This window comes from Mycobacterium sp. NGS16, from assembly GCF_059813225.1.
The window spans coordinates 56,331-76,589 of the sequence record NZ_JCALEE010000011.1 but is presented as its reverse complement, the minus strand read 5'-3'; the positions used below and the strand labels follow the sequence as shown (position 1 = coordinate 76,589).

The 20,259-nt window shown below is 68.5% G+C and carries 19 protein-coding genes; 12 read left to right on the top strand and 7 right to left on the bottom strand.

Annotated elements, in window-relative coordinates:
- Positions 1 to 4: 4 nt before the first annotated feature.
- A complete protein-coding gene (locus AC5Y4Q_RS19505; protein WP_499960041.1) occupies positions 5 to 412 on the bottom strand; it encodes a hypothetical protein in 408 nt (135 codons plus the stop codon).
- 113 nt (positions 413 to 525) lie between these two features.
- Here AC5Y4Q_RS19505 and AC5Y4Q_RS19500 point away from each other — a divergent pair, with 113 nt between their 5' ends.
- The 10 genes from AC5Y4Q_RS19500 to AC5Y4Q_RS19455 all read left to right on the top strand — a co-directional run bounded on the left by AC5Y4Q_RS19500 (position 526) and on the right by AC5Y4Q_RS19455 (position 7,888).
- A complete protein-coding gene (locus tag AC5Y4Q_RS19500) occupies positions 526 to 1,146 on the top strand; it encodes a TetR/AcrR family transcriptional regulator (protein ID WP_499960039.1) in 621 nt (206 codons plus the stop codon).
- Between the two features lie 56 nt (positions 1,147 to 1,202).
- Positions 1,203 to 1,457 carry an AbrB/MazE/SpoVT family DNA-binding domain-containing protein gene (locus AC5Y4Q_RS19495; RefSeq protein ID WP_064920264.1) on the top strand — a complete coding sequence of 85 codons (255 nt, stop codon included), beginning with the start codon at positions 1,203 to 1,205 and terminating at the stop codon, positions 1,455 to 1,457.
- Positions 1,454 to 1,882: a PIN domain-containing protein gene (locus AC5Y4Q_RS19490; RefSeq protein WP_064920265.1), complete on the top strand. Its 429-nt coding sequence runs from the start codon at positions 1,454 to 1,456 to the stop codon at positions 1,880 to 1,882. The genes AC5Y4Q_RS19495 and AC5Y4Q_RS19490 overlap by 4 nt, the downstream gene beginning before the upstream one ends.
- Positions 1,883 to 1,944: 62 nt before the next feature.
- Positions 1,945 to 3,453 carry a depupylase/deamidase Dop gene (gene dop / locus AC5Y4Q_RS19485; RefSeq protein WP_064920266.1) on the top strand — a complete coding sequence of 503 codons (1,509 nt, stop codon included), beginning with the start codon at positions 1,945 to 1,947 and terminating at the stop codon, positions 3,451 to 3,453.
- An 88-nt stretch (positions 3,454 to 3,541) separates the two neighbouring features.
- On the top strand, positions 3,542 to 3,736 hold the full coding sequence (locus AC5Y4Q_RS19480) for a ubiquitin-like protein Pup (RefSeq protein WP_013828730.1): 195 nt from the start codon (positions 3,542 to 3,544) through the stop codon (positions 3,734 to 3,736).
- Positions 3,733 to 4,617 (top strand): proteasome subunit beta, encoded by an 885-nt coding sequence (gene prcB / locus AC5Y4Q_RS19475; protein WP_125224979.1) that lies wholly within the window; start codon positions 3,733 to 3,735, stop codon positions 4,615 to 4,617. The genes AC5Y4Q_RS19480 and prcB overlap by 4 nt, the downstream gene beginning before the upstream one ends.
- Complete coding sequence (gene prcA, locus AC5Y4Q_RS19470) at positions 4,614 to 5,360, top strand: proteasome subunit alpha (protein WP_064920268.1); 747 nt, start codon at positions 4,614 to 4,616, stop codon at positions 5,358 to 5,360. Before prcB ends, prcA begins: the two co-directional genes overlap by 4 nt.
- A gap of 8 nt (positions 5,361 to 5,368) precedes the next feature.
- Positions 5,369 to 6,040 (top strand): GntR family transcriptional regulator, encoded by a 672-nt coding sequence (locus tag AC5Y4Q_RS19465; RefSeq protein WP_064920269.1) that lies wholly within the window; start codon positions 5,369 to 5,371, stop codon positions 6,038 to 6,040.
- Positions 6,041 to 6,318: 278 nt separating this feature from the next.
- Positions 6,319 to 6,984 carry a GntR family transcriptional regulator gene (locus AC5Y4Q_RS19460; protein ID WP_125224977.1) on the top strand — a complete coding sequence of 222 codons (666 nt, stop codon included), beginning with the start codon at positions 6,319 to 6,321 and terminating at the stop codon, positions 6,982 to 6,984.
- Positions 6,985 to 7,234: 250 nt separating this feature from the next.
- The gene (locus tag AC5Y4Q_RS19455; protein ID WP_064920270.1) at positions 7,235 to 7,888 is read left to right on the top strand and encodes a GntR family transcriptional regulator; all 654 of its coding nucleotides are present in this window, start codon (positions 7,235 to 7,237) and stop codon (positions 7,886 to 7,888) included.
- Positions 7,889 to 7,978: 90 nt separating this feature from the next.
- On the opposite strand, the gene AC5Y4Q_RS19450 is transcribed toward AC5Y4Q_RS19455, so the two are convergent.
- Entirely contained in the window at positions 7,979 to 10,213 is a 2,235-nt protein-coding gene (locus tag AC5Y4Q_RS19450) for a PGRS repeat-containing protein (protein ID WP_499960034.1), read from the bottom strand.
- A 49-nt stretch (positions 10,214 to 10,262) separates the two neighbouring features.
- Positions 10,263 to 11,345 (bottom strand): outer membrane porin GjpA, encoded by a 1,083-nt coding sequence (gene gjpA, locus AC5Y4Q_RS19445; protein ID WP_064920272.1) that lies wholly within the window; start codon positions 11,343 to 11,345, stop codon positions 10,263 to 10,265.
- A gap of 477 nt (positions 11,346 to 11,822) precedes the next feature.
- Here gjpA and AC5Y4Q_RS19440 point away from each other — a divergent pair, with 477 nt between their 5' ends.
- Complete coding sequence (locus AC5Y4Q_RS19440; RefSeq protein ID WP_125224975.1) at positions 11,823 to 14,231, top strand: PEP/pyruvate-binding domain-containing protein; 2,409 nt, start codon at positions 11,823 to 11,825, stop codon at positions 14,229 to 14,231.
- Here the strand turns inward: AC5Y4Q_RS19440 and AC5Y4Q_RS19435 are convergent.
- Genes AC5Y4Q_RS19435 through AC5Y4Q_RS19425 form a run of 3 tightly spaced genes read right to left on the bottom strand, consistent with a single transcriptional unit; the run spans position 14,215 to position 16,097 of the window.
- Positions 14,215 to 14,445, bottom strand: coding sequence for a DUF167 domain-containing protein (locus AC5Y4Q_RS19435; RefSeq protein ID WP_064920274.1), 231 nt, complete (start codon positions 14,443 to 14,445; stop codon positions 14,215 to 14,217). The two genes, AC5Y4Q_RS19440 and AC5Y4Q_RS19435, sit on opposite strands and share 17 nt — an antisense overlap.
- Before the next feature lie 12 nt (positions 14,446 to 14,457).
- On the bottom strand, positions 14,458 to 15,657 hold the full coding sequence (locus tag AC5Y4Q_RS19430) for a lipid-transfer protein (protein WP_499960032.1): 1,200 nt from the start codon (positions 15,655 to 15,657) through the stop codon (positions 14,458 to 14,460).
- On the bottom strand, positions 15,654 to 16,097 hold the full coding sequence (locus AC5Y4Q_RS19425) for a Zn-ribbon domain-containing OB-fold protein (RefSeq protein WP_064920276.1): 444 nt from the start codon (positions 16,095 to 16,097) through the stop codon (positions 15,654 to 15,656). Before AC5Y4Q_RS19425 ends, AC5Y4Q_RS19430 begins: the two co-directional genes overlap by 4 nt.
- Before the next feature lie 96 nt (positions 16,098 to 16,193).
- Here AC5Y4Q_RS19425 and polA point away from each other — a divergent pair, with 96 nt between their 5' ends.
- Complete coding sequence (gene polA / locus AC5Y4Q_RS19420; RefSeq protein ID WP_499960030.1) at positions 16,194 to 18,920, top strand: DNA polymerase I; 2,727 nt, start codon at positions 16,194 to 16,196, stop codon at positions 18,918 to 18,920.
- A gap of 85 nt (positions 18,921 to 19,005) precedes the next feature.
- Here the strand turns inward: polA and AC5Y4Q_RS19415 are convergent, their stop codons facing one another.
- Entirely contained in the window at positions 19,006 to 20,142 is a 1,137-nt protein-coding gene (locus AC5Y4Q_RS19415; RefSeq protein ID WP_234786331.1) for a PrsW family intramembrane metalloprotease, read from the bottom strand.
- Between the last annotated feature and the right edge of the window lie 117 nt (positions 20,143 to 20,259).

The following is a 20,259-nucleotide window of genomic DNA, read 5'->3' as shown; positions in this document are numbered from 1 at the left end:
GGATCTACCGGAGCTGTTCGGTTGCGACTTTGGTCGCGCCGATCGCCGCATAGGTCCCGGTCAGCGCGACCATGCTCAGTGCCGCGCGCAGCGGCAGGTCGCGGCGCACCAGGTGGCCGACGCCGTTGACGGTGTCGGTGGTGTCGACCACCAGGGCGAGCCGCTTCCAGCGATGCCGTTCCGCGGTGCCGCTGGTGAGGTAACCCAGGCCCATCGCGAATGCTCGCGCGGCATAGATCCGGGTCATGTAGGTGAGTTCGGGGGAGGGCGCGACGCCGAGCATGCGGGCGAACCCCCGCGGTGCGACCAGTGAGATGCCGGCGAGGATCACCCGGCCGAGTGCCATCAGGCTCAGGGCGCTGGTGCGACTCTCGGTGACGTCCTGACCGGTCGCTGCCGTCGTTGTTGCCACTGCGAACCTCCTTTGCCTACCGCTTCGCGCAACTGACTGACCGTCAGTCATGCTACCGTAGCTGTGGGCTTACGCGGCTGTCAACGCGATCGACTCGGGAGGGAGGTGCCTTGGTGCAGCGCGGATCTGGGCGGCGGCGCACGACGCTGCCCGCGGCGCAACGCGAACGCCAGCTACTGGACGTAACCCGGGCACTGTTGTTGGCCGACGGGCCGACCGAGTTGACGGTGGATAAAGTCACCGCCGCCGCGCAGGTCGCCAAGGGCACGTTCTACCTGTATTTCGATTCCAAAGATCACCTGCTGGCCAAGCTGTGGGCCGACTACCTCGATGCCTTCCTGGCCACCGTGCAAGAGCAGCTCGCCACCGCGACGCCCGCCGCACCTGATTGGCCGGCAGCGCTGGATGCGTTGATCGAGCAGATGATTCGCTACGACATCGCCAACGCGGCCCTGCACCGCGCGGTGTTCTCCCAAGCCTCCGGCGACGGATTGCGCCAGCTGCGGCTGGCCGATTCGAACGTCATCACGCTGCTGGCCGACGCCATCGCAGCCGCGGTGGACGCCGGGGCCGTCACCGTGGCCGACCCGCCCACCACGGCCGCACTGTTGTACTACGCCGTCGACGGTCTGCTGAACGCTGCGTACCTGGGCGATACCGAACCGGATGCCGACGCCATCATCGCCGCGGCCCAGGAGATGGCCCACCGGACCCTACGTACCGCCCGGGCCTGATGCATGGTGAGCGACGCTGAACATACTATGTTGGGGGCATTTCGTATGATGACTGTATGGACGCCGTTCAAGCGAAACTGACTCGCAACGGACAGATGTCGCTCCCCGCGGAGCTGCGGCATCGCTGGGCAAGCGGCTCAGTCCTGGTGATCGATCGGGGCGACTACGCGATCGTGCGCCCGATCCCGGCCGAACCGCTGCAGCAGTTGCGCGGTGCGCATGCCGGGCCCGGGCCGAGCCTCGAACAGGCGCGGGCCGCCGAACGTGCCAGCGAGGCCGAGCACGAAAACCGGGGCGCCGCCGACCGATGATCGTGCTGGACGCCTACGCGGTGCTGGCCTACCTACGCGACGAGCCCGCCGCCGGCGCCGTGGCCGAACTCCTGGCGGGACCGACGCTGCTGAGCGCAGTCAACGCCGCCGAGGTGCTCGATCAGCTGGTGCGGGTCTACGGGCGCGACGCCGACGATGTGCACGCCGATCTGGCGTTGTTGGCCCACACCGGGATGCAGCTCGACGCGGTGTCAGCAGAGATCGGAATGCTGGCGGGACGCCTGCGGGCGCGCCACTACCACCGCGTGCGGATGCCGGTCAGTCTCGCCGACTGTGTGGCTGCGGCAGCCGCGTTATCGGCCAACCGGCCGCTGGCAACCGCCGATCCACCGCTGGCGCAACTCGTCCGCGCCGAGGGCGGCGAGGTTCGCGCACTGCCCGACTCCCGGGGGCAACTGCCGTGACTCCCTGTCGACCGGGACCAGCGCCCGCGTTGCGACTGACCGCCTCGCCTAGGCTCTAACTCATGCAACGGATCATCGGGACGGAAGTCGAGTACGGCATCGCTTCACCGTCGGATCCGACCGCCAACCCGATCCTGACCTCCACGCAGGCGGTGCTGGCCTATGCCGCGGCGGCCGGCATCCCGCGCGCCAAGCGCACCCGGTGGGACTACGAGGTGGAGTCCCCGCTGCGCGATGCCCGCGGCTTCGACCTGAGCCGCTCATCCGGGCCACCGCCGATCATCGACGCCGACGAGGTCGGTGCCGCCAACATGATCTTGACCAACGGGGCGCGGCTCTACGTCGACCATGCCCACCCGGAGTACTCCGCGCCCGAGGTCACCGACCCGATGGACGCGGTGATCTGGGACAAGGCCGGCGAGCGGGTGATGGAGGCCGCCGCCCGCCATGTGGCCAGCGTGCCGGGCGCGGCCAAACTGCAGCTGTACAAGAACAACATCGACAACAAGGGCGCCTCCTACGGCACCCACGAGAACTACCTGATGAGCCGGCAGACCCCGTTCTCGGCGATCATCGCCGGGCTGACCCCGTTCTTCGTGTCCCGCCAGGTGATCTGCGGGTCCGGCCGGGTCGGACTGGGACCGGCCGGCGACGAGCCGGGCTTTCAGCTCTCCCAGCGCGCCGACTACATCGAGGTCGAGGTCGGCCTGGAGACCACGCTCAAACGCGGCATCATCAACACCCGCGATGAGCCGCACGCCGACGCCGACAAGTACCGCCGGCTGCACGTCATCATCGGCGACGCCAACCTGGCCGAGACATCGACGTATCTCAAGCTTGGTACCACCGCGCTGGTGCTCGACCTCGTCGAGGAGGGGCCCGAGCACGGCATCGACCTGAGTGATCTGACCCTGGCCCGCCCGGTGCGCGCCGTGCACGTGATCAGCCGCGACCCGACGCTGCGGGCCACCGTGGCGCTGGCCGACGGCCGCGAGATGACCGGCCTTGCGCTGCAACGGATCTACCTCGACCGGGTGGCCAAGCTGGTCGACGCCCGCGATCCGGATCCGCGCGCCAACCACATCATGGAGACCTGGGCGCGGGTGCTCGACCAGCTCGAACGCGACCCGATGGAGTGCGCCGACCTGCTGGACTGGCCGGCCAAGCTGCGCCTGCTGGAAGGCTTCCGGCAGCGGGAGAACCTCAGCTGGTCGGCGCCGCGGCTGCACCTGATCGATCTGCAGTACTCCGACGTCCGCCTCGACAAGGGCCTCTACAACCGGCTGGTCGCCCGCGGCTCCATGCAGCGGCTGATCACCGAGCAGCAGGTGCTCGACGCGGTGGACAACCCCCCGACCGACACCCGCGCCTACTTCCGCGGCGAGTGCCTGCGCCGGTTCGGCGCCGATATCGCCGCGGCCAGCTGGGACTCGGTGATCTTCGACCTGGGCGGGGAGTCGCTGGTGCGGATCCCTACCCTGGAGCCGCTGCGCGGCAGCAAGGCCCACGTCGGGGCGCTGCTGGACTCGGTGGACAGCGCCGCTGAGCTGGTCGAACAACTCACCACCTAAGCCCGCCAGCAACACCGGCATCGACCGGTAGGGTGGAGAAACCGACGTGCGCGTGATGCGCAAGCCGATGGAGATGCAGGAGGCAGCGATGGCTCAGGAGCAGACCAAGCGTGGCGGTGGCGGGGGCGACGAGGACGACCCCACCGGTCCCGCGGCCGCAGGCCAGGAGCGTCGCGAGAAGCTGACCGGCGAGACCGACGACCTGCTCGACGAGATCGACGACGTGCTGGAAGAGAACGCGGAGGACTTCGTGCGCGCATACGTCCAAAAGGGCGGCCAGTGAGCTGGCCCTTCCATGACCGCCTACCTGCCAATTCCGCGCTTCCGGGAATGCCGTCCAGCCCGGTAGACCTGTCGTCGTTCTCCGATTTCCTGCGCCGTCAGGCCCCGGACCTGTTGCCGACGGGCAGCGCGGGCCTGCCCGCGGGCGCGGCCGCTGAGCTGCCGCACGGCACCACCATCGTCGCGCTGAAGTATCCCGGCGGTGTGGTGATGGCCGGGGACCGGCGCTCCACGCAGGGCAACATGATCGCCGGACGCGATGTGCAGAAGGTCTACATCACCGACGACTACACCGCCACCGGCATCGCCGGCACCGCGGCGATCGCCGTCGAGTTCGCCCGGCTCTACGCGGTCGAACTGGAGCACTACGAGAAGCTCGAAGGGGTGCCGCTGACGTTCGCCGGAAAGGTCAACCGGCTGGCGATCATGGTGCGCGGCAACCTGGGTGCGGCGATGCAGGGGTTGCTGGCGCTGCCGCTGCTGGTGGCCTATGACATCGACGAGGCCGACGCCGAGCACGCCGGGCGCATCGTGTCGTTCGACGCCGCCGGTGGCTGGAACGTCGAGGAGGAGGGCTACCAGGCGGTGGGCTCCGGATCGCTGTTCGCCAAGTCGTCGATGAAGAAGCTCTACGCGCAGGTGACCGACGCGGACTCGGCGCTGCGGGTGGCCATCGAGGCGCTGTATGATGCCGCCGACGACGACTCCGCCACCGGCGGGCCGGATTTGGTGCGCGGCATCTACCCGACGGCGGTGACGATCGGCGCCGATGGTGCCGTCGACGTTCCCGAGGAGCGCATCGCCGAGCTGGCTCGCGAGATCATCGAGAGCCGAACTCGCGGAGGGGAACCGGGGACGAAGACCAAGCGGGGTAAGAAATGAGCTTCCCGTACTTCATCTCGCCCGAGCAGGCCATGCGGGAGCGCGGCGAGCTGGCGCGCAAAGGCATCGCCCGCGGCCGCAGCGTGGTGGCGCTGGCCTATGCCGACGGGGTGCTGTTCGTCGCCGAAAACCCTTCGCGCTCACTGCAGAAGATCAGTGAGCTCTACGACCGGGTCGGGTTCGCCGCCGCCGGCCGGATCAACGAGTTCGAGAACCTGCGCCGCGGCGGCATCCAGTTCGCCGACACCCGCGGCTATGCCTATGACCGTCGCGACGTGACCGCCCGCCAGCTGGCTAACGTCTACGCCCAGACCCTCGGCACGATCTTCACCGAGCAGGCCAAGCCCTACGAGGTCGAGCTGTGCGTGGCCGGGGTGGCCTACCAGGGGCAGGCCAAAGCGCCTGAGCTGTACCGGATCACCTATGACGGGTCGATCACCGACGAACCGCATTTCGTGGTGATGGGGGGCACCACCGAACCGGTGATCGCCGCGCTCAAGGAGTCCTACACCGAGAACGCGGCCCTGGCAGACGCCCTGCGCATCGCCGTCAACGCGCTCAAGCAGACCGACACCGGTAACGGTGCCGAGCAGCGCGAGCTCGGTCCGGGCACCCTCGAGGTGGCCATCCTGGACGCCAACCGGCCCAAGCGGGCCTTTCGCCGGATCGCCCGGTCGGCCCTGGAAGAGCTTTTGCCGCAATCAGATTCGTCGGGGGAGACGTCAGACGACGCATCCGGCTAGGTGTTGCGATGCCGAAGAAGTACGGGGTCAAAGAGAAGGACCTGGTCGTCGCGCACATCATCGACCTGGTGCTGACCGGGAAGCTGCGCGGCGGTGATCGCATCGACCGCAACGCGATCGCCGCGGAGTTGGGGGTGAGCAGGCTGCCGGTTCACGAGGCGGTGGCCCAACTCGAACACGACGGGTTCGTGCTCACCCACTATGGCCGCGGCGCGTTCGTCGAGCGCTTCGACGAGGCCGTGGTGCGCGAACACCATGAGTTGTACGGCATGTTGATCGGCATGGCGTCGGCCCGGGCGGCGGCCGACCCTACTCCCCGGGTCCTCGCCGACCTGGCCGCGGCGATGCAGGCCATGCGCCTCGCGCAGGGTCCGGCGTTCGGGGAGGCGGCCGGGCAGTACCGCACGATCATCGTCGACGAGTACGCCGGCCCTCGGCTGCGGGCGGAGATCAGCGCGGCGCGAGACCTGCTGCCGACTCGGTTCTGGACGGGTTACCACGACTACACGGCGGAGATCGTGGCCAGCTATGAAGCCGAGACGGCGGCGATCCGCAGCCGGGACCCCGAGGCGGCCCGGGGAGCCTGCGTGAACCGGGTGGCGTGGCATGTCGATGTGGTGCTCGCCGAGCTGGCGGCGCGGGGGGTGTTTAATGACCGAGCCGCCGGCTGGACCCCGTGACCATGGTGTCTGGACTGCTCGGCCCAGAATCGCGGTGCACAGCCGTGACACCGGGGTTTCGGAGCAGAACGACCGCCGAATGGACGTGCCACAACATCCGCGTCGCCGGCCAACACTTCCACCTCGAGAATTTCGCTGCGCTACTGTTCACCTAGAAAGTGTCGTCTCGTCCGAATATGTGGTATCGGGTGAATACCTCGGGATCTCGGGTGCCACAGATACTTTCGTCCGATCCTGTGTCGTAATGAGTTTCGCGGAAGTTCCAGGTGAGTCACTCCATGCCCAAGAAGTACGGAGTCAAAGAGAAGGACTTGGTCGTCAATCACATCGTCGACCTGGTGCTGGCGGGGCAGCTGCGCTCTGGCGACCGCATCAACCGCGATGCGATTGCGGGGGCTCTGGGGGTCAGTCGGCTGCCCGTTCAGCAGGCGATTGACCAACTCGAGCAACAGGGGATGCTGGTCAGCCGTTATCACCGTGGCGTGTTTGTCAGCCGGTTCGACGAAGCCGTCGTTCGCGAACAGCACGAGTTGCACGGAACGTTGAACGCCATCGCGTCGGCGCGGGCGGCAACCAACCCGACTCCGCGTGTTTTGGCCGAATTGCGCGCGGCGCTGCGGGACCTGCGCGCCAACAAGAAACCGGCCGAGTTCCAAGACGCGGCCTACGCTTTCCGCCGAATCATCGTCGAGGAATATGCCGGCCCGGCGCTGCAAGCGGCGATCAGCACGGCCCGAGTCTTCGTGCCGCGCGGATTCTGGGGGAGCTACGTCAACGCCCACGAGGAGTTCCTGCCCAGTTATGAAGCTGAAACTGCTGCGATCCAGCAGCGCGACCCGGAGGCCGCAACGACGGCGTGCATGAACCGAGCGAAGCTGCAGGCCCAGGTCGTTTTCGCCGAGCTGTCCATGCGAGGCGTGCTCGACGGGCTCCTGTCGGATTGACGAGCATTATCGGGCCTGGTCGCTTTGCCGTCGTAGGCCCCAGCTACGGTGAGACGATCGAACGGCGCATGCTTTAGGGGCGAGAAATGAGTTTCGGGAATTTCATTTCGCCTGAGCTGGCCATGGGCTCATGTAGCGAGCCCGCCGGCGAAGACTTCACCCGGGCACCGTCGAGGTTGTTGGAATCGTTTCCGCCACAGCTCGGTTCGTCCGAGGAGGCGTCAGAAGTGGCTCCTGGCTAGGCCCGCCGATGCCGAAGAAATACGGAGTCAAAGAAAAGGACCTGGTCGTCAATCATATCGTCGACCTGGTCTTGGCCGGCGAGCTGCGCACCGGTGACCGGCTCAACCGCGACGCGATCGCAACGGCCCTGGGCGTCAGCCGGCTGCCGGTTCAGCAGGGCATCGACCAGCTTGAACAGCAGGGGATGTTGGCCAGCCGTTACCACCGCGGGGTGTTTGTCAGCCGGTTCGATGAGGCCGTCGTCCGTGAACAGCACGAGTTGCATGGGGCATTGAACTGCATCGCGTCGGCGCGGGCGGCGACCAACCCGACTCCGCGGGTGCTGGCCGAACTTGACGCGGCACTGCGGAACATCCGAGCGTGCCCCGGGCAAGCGGCGTTTCAAGAGGCGGCATATGCGTTCCGCAGCGTCATCATTGAGGAGTACGCGGGCCCGCCGCTGCAGGCGGCGATCGTCGCCGCACGCGTGTTCGCTCCGCGGGGGTTCTGGGGCAGCTATCCCAGGGGACACGAGGAGTTCTTACCCACGTACGAAGCGGAGGCCGCAGCCATTCGCCGGCGTGATCCTGACGCCGCCCGAGCCGCGAACATGACGCGCGCGGAGATGCGGGCGGAGATCGTGGTCGCCGAGTTGACCAGGCGAGGCGTGCTGAGCGGCTGAGCGTCACGCCGCGGCGACACGGCGGCTGCCAGCGCCGGCCGATGAGAAGGCCCGGCACGCGGGTGCGTGCCGGGCCTTCTTGTCCGTCGGCTACCCGGCGGGTGCCGGGTGAGCGCCGGTGCCGCCGGTGCCGCCGATGCCACCGGTCGTCCCGGTGGGCGCCGTGCCGGGCTGCCCGGGCCCGCCAGGGGTTTCGCCGACCGCACCGCCGGTACCGCCGCTGCCGCCGGTCCCGCCGTTGACGGCGCCAGCGCCGTTGCCGCCGTTGCCACCGGTTCCGCCGTTGCCGCCGACCGGATCGGTGGAGGGGGAACCGCCGTCGACGTAACCACCGCCGGCCCCGCCGGCGCCCCCGTTGCCGCCGTTGCCGGCGTGGCTGGGCCCGATACCCAGGTCGTTGGCCGGCGTTTCGACGCCGCCACTAGTACCCCCGGTGCCGCCGTTGCCGCCGTTGCCGGCTGTTGTTGCTCCGGCCCCGCCGTTGCCGCCGGTGCCGCCGTTGCCGCCGGACGCAGTGCCGGAGCCGCCGGCCCCGCCGGCCCCACCGTCGCCGCCGGCGCCACCACCCGACAGGACGCTGCCCGCGTTGGCCCCGCCGTTGCCGCCGGTGCCGCCGTTGCCGCCGACGCTGACCACACCGGGTCCGGTGGCGCCGTTGCCGCCGGCACCACCCGCCCCACCAGTCCCCGCGGCGACAGTGCCGGCGCCGCCGCCGCCACTGCCGCCGTTGCCGCCGTTGCCGCCGATGCTGTAAGTGGTGCCGTCGTGCTGCCAGCCGGTGCTGGTACCACCGTCACCACCCTTACCGCCGGCATGGCCACCGCCACTGCCGCCGCCACCGCCGTTGCCGCCGTTGCCGCCGGCATAGGTACCGGTGCCGCCCTTGCCGCCGTCGCCGCCAGGGCCACCGGTAAAGCCGGAACCCCCGGTGCCGCCATTGCCACCGATGGTCTGGACGGTGGGGTCATCGGTGGCGGCGTTGCCACCATCGCCGCCAAGCCCCCCGCCTTCGCCGCGGCCCGAGCCACCGTTGCCGCCGTTGCCGCCTTTGCCGGCGCCGGCGAAGCCGCCGTCGCCGCCGTCGCCGCCTTTGCCGCCGGTCACTGCGCCGCTGTCCCTGGCTCCAGCCGACGACAGGCCAGCGGACCCACCGCTACCGCCGTTGCCGCCGTTGATCCCGGCGCCACCATTGCCGCCATTGCCGCCGTCGGCGCCGATGCCGGTCCCGAACGAGTAGCCACCGGCGTTGGCTCCGTTGCCGCCGGCGCCGCCGTTGCCGAGGTAGATGCCGTTGGCGTCCTGGTAGGCGTTGCCGCCGTTGCCGCCATTGCCGCCGACTGCGTTGGCACCGTACTGCCCGGCGCGTCCGAAGGACGGGTCGCTGTAGATGGTGGAGCCGCGGGTCCCGGCCGCACCACCCGTGCCGGCTCTAAGGTCGACCTGGGCATTTGCACCGTTGCCGCCGTTGACGTGCTCGGCGGTGCCGTTGGCGCCGTCCCCGCCGTTGCCGCCGCGGCCACCATCGCCACCATTGCCGCCGTTGCCGAACATGAAGCTGCTGCGGCCGCCGGCTCCGCCGTTGCCCCCGGCACTGGGGCGTCCGCCGTTGCCGTCGCCGCCGTTGGCCCACGTGCCGGCGGCACCGTTGGCGCCGGTACCGCCGTTGCCGCCGTTGCCACCGTTGCCGAAGAACCATCCAGACGCGTTGCCGCCGGCACCGGCGTTGCCGCCTGCGATGGTCGGGTCGAGGGAGGCGCCGCCGTTGCCGCCGTTGCCGCCGTTGCCCATCCAGATTCCGCCGGCTCCGCCCGCGCCGCCGTCGGCGCCCGCTCCGCCGTTGCCGCCGTCACCGCCGTCACCGAGCCAGCCCGGCGCGTTACCGCCGTCGCCGCCGGCCACGCCGGCATCCGTGCTGTCCCAGCCGTCGCCGCCATCGCCGAACCACAGGCCGCCGTTGCCGCCGTCGGGGTTCTCGGCGGTGCCGTCGACGCCGTTGCCGATCAGGAACTGCCCGGCGGCGGTGTTGATCCAGCCGTTGACCATCTCACCGAAGTCGCTGGTGATCCAGGCCTGCAGACTGTCATGGAGCGGGTCGTAGAACCACTGATCGATCGTGGTGCTCCAGTCGAAGGCGCCAACCTCAGCCGGCCCGGGATCCAGCCACGCCGAAGTATCGAAAAGTTCAGCGATCCAATCGAACTCGTCGGCCTGCGCCGGGGGCGCGACAATGGCAGGGGCTATCCCGAAGGCCAGAAATGCGCCTGCAGCGCTGGCAGCGCTGACCGCCCGGGAGTGGCGGCGCGCGCTGGTGTGATGACGACTCATCGTGAAGAAAACCTTTCTGAAAAGAGTGGGGGATAAGGGCTTTGGGCGATCACAGGCCGAGCAGGTCGCCCAGCCAACCGAACGCATCGGATGCCGCGCCGGTGCCTCCGTCATCGACGACGTCGGTGGGCAGCAGCGGCAGATCAGCGCCGGCCAGTGGCGGCGTGACCACAACGGGGCCCTTGCCGTCCCAGCCAGAACCGAGCAGGGCACCGACGGTTTGGCCCCAGGCCTGCCACGCGGCGATCGGACCAATGCCGGCACTATTCAGATCCAGGGTGCCCAGGACCGGGACGCCGCTGAATTCCAAGCCGACACTTTGGAAGATGGAGCCGCCGACCGCCGGCACCTCGGCTGCGACCTCACCGCCGGGGCCGAGTACCTGGTAGCTCACCGCGGCCGCTCCCGTAGACAGCAGGCCACCGAAGGCGAAGTCCAGGTGGTCCATGTTCATGCCGGCGGGGAAGAAGCCGGCCTCGTTGATCATCGGCAACAGGGCATCGAGATTCAGCGTGGCTCCGTTGAAGAACGCGCCCCACATGTTGGTCAGGGTGTCGCCGAGGTTGTCGCCGTCGGTGATGCTGTTCATCAAGGCGATCCATGGGCTGATGGCCGGGCCGATCATGCCCATCAGGACCGCGCTGGCCGGGGAACCGAGCATGTCGATGATCGGCAGGATCTGGTTGGGATCCACATCGGCGGGCAGGTACCCGGCGACTTGGCCGAACATCAGCTGGTGGGTGCCGTCCATGGTGTGGTTGAGGATCGTGGCGCGGGTCTCCGCGGTGGCGTCCTGCAGAGCCCAGCCGGAGATCACGGCGTTCAGGTGCAGCTGGATCTGTTCGTTGATCGCGTTGGTGGAGCCGGCGGGGTCGTTGGCCAACTGGTCGGCGTAGTCCATCTGGTTGGCCCAGAACTGCTGCATGCCCACCCCGGGTGCCAAGTACCAGTTGTTGAGCATGGTGGTGAGGTTGGCCGAGGCGGCATTGATGACGTCTTGGTACGCCCCGGTCAAAGCCACGGCGTGGGACTGGACCCCGGGAATGGCCGGCAGCGGCGCGGCCACCGGCGTGGCCGTGATCAGGCCGGCGCCGGCGATCACCACACCGGCGGTGGCGTAGGGGCGAAGCATGGCGTGCAAGGGAACTCCTTCGGGTTATGAGATGCACAGCACAGTGACGGACAAAAGTGAGAGTAGCTGAGAGATGGCTAGTTTGCATACAAAAAAATAGAACCTGTTTCAGGCTGGTCGGACGCGCGTCTCGTAGAGCTTGCAGATAGCCCCGGTCGCCATGCGGTCGGCGCAGCGCGTGTACCGCATAGTGAGTGGTCACCGCGATTGACCTGGGGTGGACCGTTCGGCAGGACGGGTGGAGACGCAGTGCCCTCTCGGGTGAATAGTTATGAATGTAATTTGTAATTACCCGGGCTCAGGAGCCTGCGGCACCACGCCGCCAAGGCGGGACTCTCAGGAACTTGACGGGTGTCGATAAACCCGTCGCACGGCCGGCTCGGGGCGGTTTCACGAAAGTAAGCGCTGGCGTGATCGCGAACGGCTTGCAAAGATTAAGGCGATGTCAAGGGCGGGTCGCATCGTCAAGCCAGGTGCATGAGTACGTCGTTTGTCCGGCCGTTGGCTGATGTTCGGGCGACGGACGCGGCGTTCAGCGGGGGCAAGGGCGCCAATCTCGGTGAGCTGGTCGCTGCGGGGCTTCCGGTGCCAGAGGCGTTCGTGATCGGTGTTCCGGCCTATCTGGCCGCCATGTCCGGGGGGCCGTCCGCGACCGTGCCCGACGCGGTGCGCGATGCCATCGTCGCGAACTATCGGGCGATGGGCCACGACGTTGCCGTGGCGGTTCGGTCCTCGGCGCCGGCCGAGGACGGTGTCACGGCGTCCCACGCCGGTATCTACGAAACGGTTCTCAACGTCAGAGGTGTCGCGGATCTGCTCGACGCGGTTCGGCGGTGCTGGATGTCGGCGACTTCGGTAGTTGCCGGTCGATACACCGGCGCGTGGGGATTGGAATGGCGGGACTCCGGGATCGCCGTGGTGGTCCAGCGCCAGGTCGCGTCGGTCAGTGCGGGCGTCGTGTTCACTGCGGATCCCATGACCGGTCGCGCGGACCGGTTGGTTCTTGAATCGGCACGGGGACTGGGCGAATCCGTTGTCGCCGGTCTGCTGACACCGGACCGCGTCATCATGGACAAGGCCTCGCTCGACATCGTCGCGATGGAACGCGGGAGTCAAGACTCGGTGCTTGAGATCGATACGGCCGCAACGGGAGTCGTGAGACGAACTCTGACTTCGGATGAGATTTCCAGTCCGGCGTTGTCCGAGCATCAGTCTCGCGAGATAGCCCGCCACGCAGTGCGGATCGAGCAACGGTACGGCGCTCCTCAGGACATCGAGTGGGCATTCGATCCCGACGGGCGAGCCTGGATTCTGCAAAGCCGCCCGATCGCCGCCTTCGGCGCACTTGCCGCCCGAGTAACCGCTGTCGAGTTCTACGACCCGCCGCGCCCGACCGGAAGCCGGTGGACCCGAGCGAACATCGCCGAGGCGGTTCCTGGCGTGCCGACGCCGCTCACCTGGTCGGTGTGGAGCGCCGGACTCAACTATGGCCACCGGCAATCCCAGATCCAACTCGGTGTGGTGGCCAAACGTGACGACCGGCACGCGCAGGTGGTCAGCCTGGCTCAGGGGTGGCCGGCGCTCTCGGTCGACGTGCTGGTGAATCAGATCGCCCAGATGCCTGGGATGGATGCGGGTGCCTTCAGTGAGCAGTTCTTCGGGGAGGCAGAAGACGTGGAGTCGGCGCCGGTCCGGGTGCGCGCCGCGACCGCGCTGCGGATGGCACGCCGGGCGCCGGTCAATCTTGCTCTGCTGCAACGGCGTCTACGCGCGGCGAGTGCGGCATCGCGGCAGTCGTGGGAGCGCGACGCCTGGCGGCCTGTCGCTGATCCGATGGCGTTGCTGGTCGAGGGTGCGAAGCGGTTCGGCCAGACGATGGTCGTGCACTCGATGCAGACCAACGTGTGCCAGACCCTTTACCGGGCCGTCGAGCGCATTGCCGGCGACCGCGTGATAGACCTTGTCTCAGCTGATGGTGATCTTCCGGAAGCGCACCTGGCCACCGATCTGTGGCTGCTGGCCCATAGTCAGATCTCGCTGGAGCACTTCCTTCGCCGGTACGGATTCCACGGACCCGATGAGGGAGAACTCACTGCGACATCGTGGCGGCAGAGTCCCGAGCCGGTGTTGCAGGTAGCGCATGCGCTGAAGCGTGGCGAATCGCGTGATCCCCGTGTGGCACTGGACAACCGGAGTGCGGAACGACGCGAGGCGGAAATGCGGCTGAGTGCCTCCTTGCCGCGTCCGTGTCGGAGGGTCGTCGCGCAGCTGATCGCCATGGCACGCCGTGCGGTCGTCGGGCGCGAGATCGGCAAAGTGGCATTCCTGCAGGACCTGGATGTTGTTCGCCATGCGATGTCCTTCTTGGGTGAGGACGCAGCCTGGCACACGCTCAACGAGCTTCAGGCGAAGGAGCATCTCACTGCGGCTGGCCTGGTTGCACGCCAACGGATCCGCTCGCAGTTCGCGGCGATGGAGCCGCCACTGTCGTTCGTCGAGGACGGCGGAAAGCGGGTAGCCGGTACGGACGAGGGGCCGCCGCAGTCGACCATCTCGGGTGTTGCGGCGAGTCCGGGCCGTGCGCGCGGACGGGCACGTGTGGTGACAAATCCGTCCGCGGCAGCCATCCTCGGCGCCGATGATGTGCTCATCGCCCGCACCACGGACCCGTCCTGGGTGACGACGTTCATGATGGTGGCCGGCATGGCGCTCGACGTGGGCGCCACCATGTCGCACGCCGCGATCATCGCACGGGAGCTGGGAATCCCCTGCGTCATCGGGACAGGCAATGGAACCCAGGTCATCCCCGATGGCGCGCTGGTCGAGATCGATGGCTCGCAGGGGATCGTGCGGATTCTCGACGGGCCGACTACCGGGCGATCTTGAACCGCTTGACCCGCGCGCCGGCGCCGGACGCCAGCTCGACACTGCGGCGCGGCACGCCGAAGTGCTCCGCGAGCACCCGGATCACGGCCGCGTTGGCCCTGCCGTCCACAGCCGGCTCGCGGACGTAGACCGTCAACTGACCGTCGGCGTCGGTCTGCACCAGCGGCCCTTTGCTGCTGCCCGGTTTGACCTTGACGACGAGGGTTTCGCTCATCGCAGCGGCGAACTACCGCGCGACGATCACCGACGAGCCGTGCCCGAACAGGCCTTGGTTGGCGGTGACACCAACGCGAGCGCCCTCGACCTGGCGGCCGGTGGCCTGACCGCGCAGCTGCCAGGTCAGCTCACACACCTGGGCGATCGCCTGCGCCGGGATCGCCTCACCGAAGCAGGCCAGCCCGCCGGAGGGGTTCACCGGCACCTTCCCGCCGATGGTGGTGGCGCCGCTGCGCAGCAGCTGCTCACCTTCACCCTTGGCGCACAGGCCCAGGTGCTCGTACCAGTCGATCTCCAGCGCGGTCGACAGGTCGTAGACCTCGGCCAGACTCACGTCCTCCGGGCCGATGCCGGCCTCGGCGTAGGCGGCGTCCAGAATCTGGTCCTTGAACACCCGATCCGAACCCGGCACCACCGCGGTGGAATCCGTTGCGATGTCCGGCAATTCGGGCAGGTGCTGCGGGTATTGCGGGGTGACGGTGGCCACCGCGCGCACCGAGGGCACGCCCTCGAGCGAACCCAGGTGTTTGCGGGCGAACTCCGCGCTGGCCACGATCAGCGCGGCCGCACCATCGGAGGTGGCACAGATGTCGAGCTGGCGCAGCGGGTCGGAGACCACCGGGCTGGCCAGCACGTCCTCGACCGCGGATTCCTTGCGGTAGCGGGCATTCGGGTTGTTCAGCCCGTGCCGGGAGTTCTTCACCTTCACTTGGGCGAAGTCCTCGGAGGTGGCGCCGTAGAGGTCCATGCGTCGGCGGGCCAGCAGCGCGAAGTACACCGGGTTCATCGCCCCGATCAGGTGGAAGCGCTGCCAGTCGGGGTCACCTCTGCGCTCACCGCCGACTGGGGCGAACGCGCCTTTCGGGGTGGTGTCGGCGCCGATCACCAGCGCCACGTCGCAGAACCCGGCCAGAATCTGGGCGCGGGCGCTCTGCAGGGCTTGCGAACCGGACGCGCAGGCGGCATACGACGACGACACCGGCACCCCGTTCCAGCCCAGCTTCTGGGCGAACGTCGAACCGGCGATGAAGCCCGGGTAGCCGTTGCGGATGGTGTCCGCCCCGGCGATGAACTGGATCTGCCGGGAGTCCAGGCCGGCGTCGGCCAGCGCGGCACGGGCGGCGATCACCCCGTACTCGGTGAAGTCGCGGCCCCACTTGCCCCACGGGTGCATGCCCGCACCCAGGATGTACAGCGGTTCGGGACTCATGCGTCCACCTTCTTCCACGCGTAGACGGTGCGTGCCACGCCGTCGTCGTCGGTGTAGAGCGGCATGGTCGTCAGCTCCATCTCCATGCCGACCTTGAGGTCTGCGGCCAGGGTGCCCTCGACCACCTTGCCCAGCACGATCAGGCCCTCGGCGGCCAGCTCCACCGCGGCGATCGCAAACGGCTCGAACGGGTCGGACGGCGGGTAGGGCGCCGGCGGCAGGTACCGGTTCTCGGTGTAGCTCCAGATCGTGCCACGCCGCGACAGGGCGACCGGTTCCAGCGCATCGCTGTCACAGGCGGGGTTGGGGCAGTTGTTCTCCCGCGGCGGGAACACATAGGTGCCGCACTGCGGACACTTGGCGCCGATCAGGTGGGGGAGGCCGGCGTCGTCGGTGGTGAACCACCCGTCGATCGCGGGCTGCGAGGCTACGTCTGGCACCGGTTCAGCGTACCCAACGCCGGCGGCAGAACTGAAACGTGTTGCAATTCCACCGGCGCTGACGGGTGTCGGTGGCGGGTGCATAGAGTTGGGTCCGTGAGCCCAGCCCAGACCGCCCCGACCGACGCTGCGCACGACACCCCGACCAAACCCACGCTGCTGCTGCTGGACGGAAACTCGCTGGCGTACCGGGCGTTCTACGCCCTGCCCGCGGAGAACTTCAAGACCCGCAGCGGGCTGACCACCAACGCCGTCTACGGGTTCACCGCCATGCTGATCAACCTGCTGCGCGACGAAGCCCCCACCCATGTGGCCGCCGCGTTCGACGTGTCACGGCAGACCTTCCGCACCGAGCGCTTCCCGGAGTACAAGGCCACCCGCTCGTCCACCCCCGATGAGTTCCGCGGCCAGATCGACATCACCAAGGAAGTCCTGACCGCCCTGGGCATCACCACGCTGTCCGAGCCGGGCTATGAGGCCGACGACCTGATCGCCACCCTGGCCACCCAGGCCGACGCCGAGGGCTACCGGGTGCTGGTGGTCACCGGCGACCGCGACGCGCTGCAGCTGGTCAACGACAACGTGACCGTGCTCTACCCGCGCAAGGGCGTCAGCGATCTGACCCGGTTCACCCCCGAGGCGGTGGTGGAGAAGTACGGCCTGACCCCGGCGCAGTACCCGGACTTCGCGGCGCTGCGCGGCGACCCCAGCGACAACCTGCCCGGCATCCCCGGGGTGGGGGAGAAGACCGCCTCGAAGTGGATCGTCGAGTACGGCTCCCTGCAGGGGCTGGTCGACCAGGTTGACACCGTCAAGGGCAAGGTCGGAGATGCCTTGCGCGCCAATCTTTCTGCTGTGATCCTCAACCGGGAGCTCACCGATCTGGTGCGCAACGTGCCGTTGGCGCAGACACCGGACACGCTGCGGTTGCTGCCGTGGGATCGCGAACAGATCCACCAGCTCTTCGACGACCTGGAGTTCCGGGTGCTGCGCGACCGGCTCTTCGAGACACTCGCCACCGCCGAGCCCGAGGTCGACGAGGGCTTCGACGTGCGCGGCGGTGCCCTGGAGCCGGGAACCGTCGGCGCCTGGCTGGCCGAACATGCCGGCGACGGGCGGCGTGCCGGGTTGGCCGTCATCGGCAGCCACCGCAGTTTCGACAGCGATGCCACCGCGCTGGCGCTGGCCGCCGCCGACGGCGAGGGCGGCTACTTAGACACCGCGATGCTGACCGCCGAGGACGAAGCTGCGCTGGGCGCCTGGCTGGCCGACCCGGCCAAGCCCAAGGCGCTGCACGAGGCGAAGCTGGCCATGCACGATCTGGCCGGGCGCGGCTGGACCCTCGACGGTGTCACCTCCGACACCGCGCTGGCCGCCTACCTGGTGCGGCCTGGGCAGCGCAGCTTCAGCCTTGATGATCTGTCGGTGCGCTACCTGCGCCGCGAGCTGCGGGCCGAATCCGATGAGCAGCAACAACTCTCGCTGCTCGACGACACCGATGGCATCGACGACCAGGCGGTCGCGACCGCGCTGCTGCGGGCCCGGGCGGTCACCGACCTGGCCGACGCCCTGGATGCCGAGCTGGCCCGCATCGACTCCGGCGGCCTGCTCGCCGACATCGAGTTGCCACTACAGCGGGTGCTGGCCGAACTCGAGACCGCCGGCATCGCCGTCGACTTGGACCGGCTCAGCGAGCTGCAGAGCCGGTTCGGCGACGAGATCCGCGATGCCGCCGAGGCCGCGTACGCGGTGATCGGCAAGCAGATCAACCTCGGCTCGCCCAAGCAGCTGCAGGTGGTGCTCTTCGACGAGCTGGGCATGCCCAAGACCAAGAAGACCAAGACCGGCTACACCACCGACGCCGACGCGCTGCAGTCGCTGTTCGACAAAACGGGCCATCCGTTCCTGGAGCACCTGCTGACCCACCGCGACGTCACCCGGCTCAAGGTGACCGTCGACGGCTTGCTGAAATCGGTTGCCTCCGATGGCCGTATCCACACCACGCTGAATCAGACCATCGCAGCGACCGGCCGGCTGTCGTCCACCGAACCCAACCTGCAGAACATCCCGATCCGCACCGACGCGGGCCGGCAGATCCGCGACGCGTTCGTGGTCGGCGCCGGCTACAGCGAGCTGATGACAGTCGACTACAGCCAGATCGAGATGCGCATCATGGCGCACCTGTCCGGCGATGCGGGCCTGATCGAGGCGTTCAACACCGGCGAGGACTTGCACTCGTTCGTCGGGTCGCGGGCGTTCGGCGTGCCGATCGACGACGTGACGCCGGATATGCGGCGGCGGGTCAAGGCGATGTCCTACGGCCTGGCCTACGGGCTGAGCGCCTACGGGCTGGCCCAGCAGCTCAAGATCTCCACCGAAGAGGCCAAAGAGCAGATGGACGCCTACTTCGACCGGTTCGGCGGGGTGCGCGACTACCTGCACCGGGTCGTCGAGCAGGCCCGCAAGGACGGCTACACCTCGACGGTGCTGGGCCGGCGGCGCTACCTGCCGGAGCTGGACAGCAGCAACCGTCAGGTCCGCGAGTCCGCCGAGCGGGCCGCGCTCAACGCCCCGATCCAGGGCAGCGCCGCCGACATCATCAAGGTGGCGATGATCAACGTCGATAAGGCGTTGAAGGCCTCCGATCTGCGGTCGCGGATGCTGCTGCAGGTGCACGACGAGCTGCTGTTCGAGGTGGCCGACGGCGAACGTGAGCCGCTGGAAAAGCTGGTGCGCGCGCAAATGGGCGGCGCCTATGAGCTCAGCGTGCCGCTGGAGGTGGCGGTCGGCTATGGGCGCAGTTGGGACGCCGCCGCGCACTGAGTCGCTGCCGGAGGCCCGCCGAGTGTCGGGTTATGTACGTCAGCGGGGCAATTCGCGTGACACAACCGGACACTCGGCGCGGGGGTCAGCGCCGCACCAGCGCCGGCGAGCGGTACCCGGCCATGGTGTGTAGCACCGGCGCCGCCGTCCGGGCGGCCACCACCCCATAGGCGTCCTCGTGCTGCAGGGCGAACACCTCGGGGTCGCCGAAGCCGCGATCGATGCGGTCCCGTACGAACGCCAGCTCGACCACCTGGGCGGCGAACCGCTTGACGGACTGGGCGGCGGGCCGGCCCCCGATGCGCCGCGCCTCGCGGATCGCCTGCTTGCGGGTCCGGATCGAGCCCAGCCAGGTCTCTTCGTTCGGGCTGATCAGTCCGCCGGCCACCATCGCGGGCAGCTTGCTCGCCACCAACTGCTGTTCGTGCCGGCGGCTCAGTACACCCAGCAACACCATCAGCAGGAACACCGGCACCATCCAGGTCACATAGGTCACCAGGAAGAATCGGGCGCCGCCCATCGCCAGCGAGGCGTTCCACGAGGCGTGCATCGCGACCGCCGCCAGATACCCGAGCAGAATCACCGACGCCTTCCCCCAGAAGCCGCGGCGGCGCAGGGCGAAGAACACCCCGATACCCGTCATCGTGGTGAACAGCGGGTGCGCAAACGGCCCGAAGATCAGCCGCGCGATGGCGACGGCCGCCATCTGGGTCGGCGACTCGGCCGGCGCGATGTAGACGATGTCCTCCATCCAGGCGAATCCCACCGCGGTGATGCCCGCATACACCATGCAGTCGGTCAGCGAGTTCAGCTCATGGCGCCGTCGGCCGGTCAGCATGATCAGCAGAAACAGGCCCTTGGCGGCTTCCTCGATGAACGGCGCCTGGATCGCGGCCATATCGAAGGTCTTGGACACCAGCGGCCGCACGGTGGCCACCGAGGACCCGAAGGTCTCCAGGCCCACCGCCAGCAGCACTGCGACCGAGGCCCCCCACAGAAAGGCCAGCTGCAGCAGCCGTCGCGGCTCAGGCTCCCAGCGGTCCAGCCACCGGTAACAGAACAGCACCACCAGCATCGACAGGCTGGCCAGCACCAACGCGGTCAACGTGCCGGCGGGGTTGGCGGCGGTGAACACCAGCAGCAGCAACGCGGTGAGGACACTGAGCAGGACGATGACGAACAGCGGCGCTCCGACCTTTCGGCGGTTCCGCATCCCGGGCATAGCGACGCAGCGTAGACCACCGGTTTGTCCAGCGTGCAACACGTCGAGTAGCCTCGACAGGTAGGCCTCGACTAGTCCTAGACCGAGATCGTGGCCACCGCATGCCCCGCATGCGTG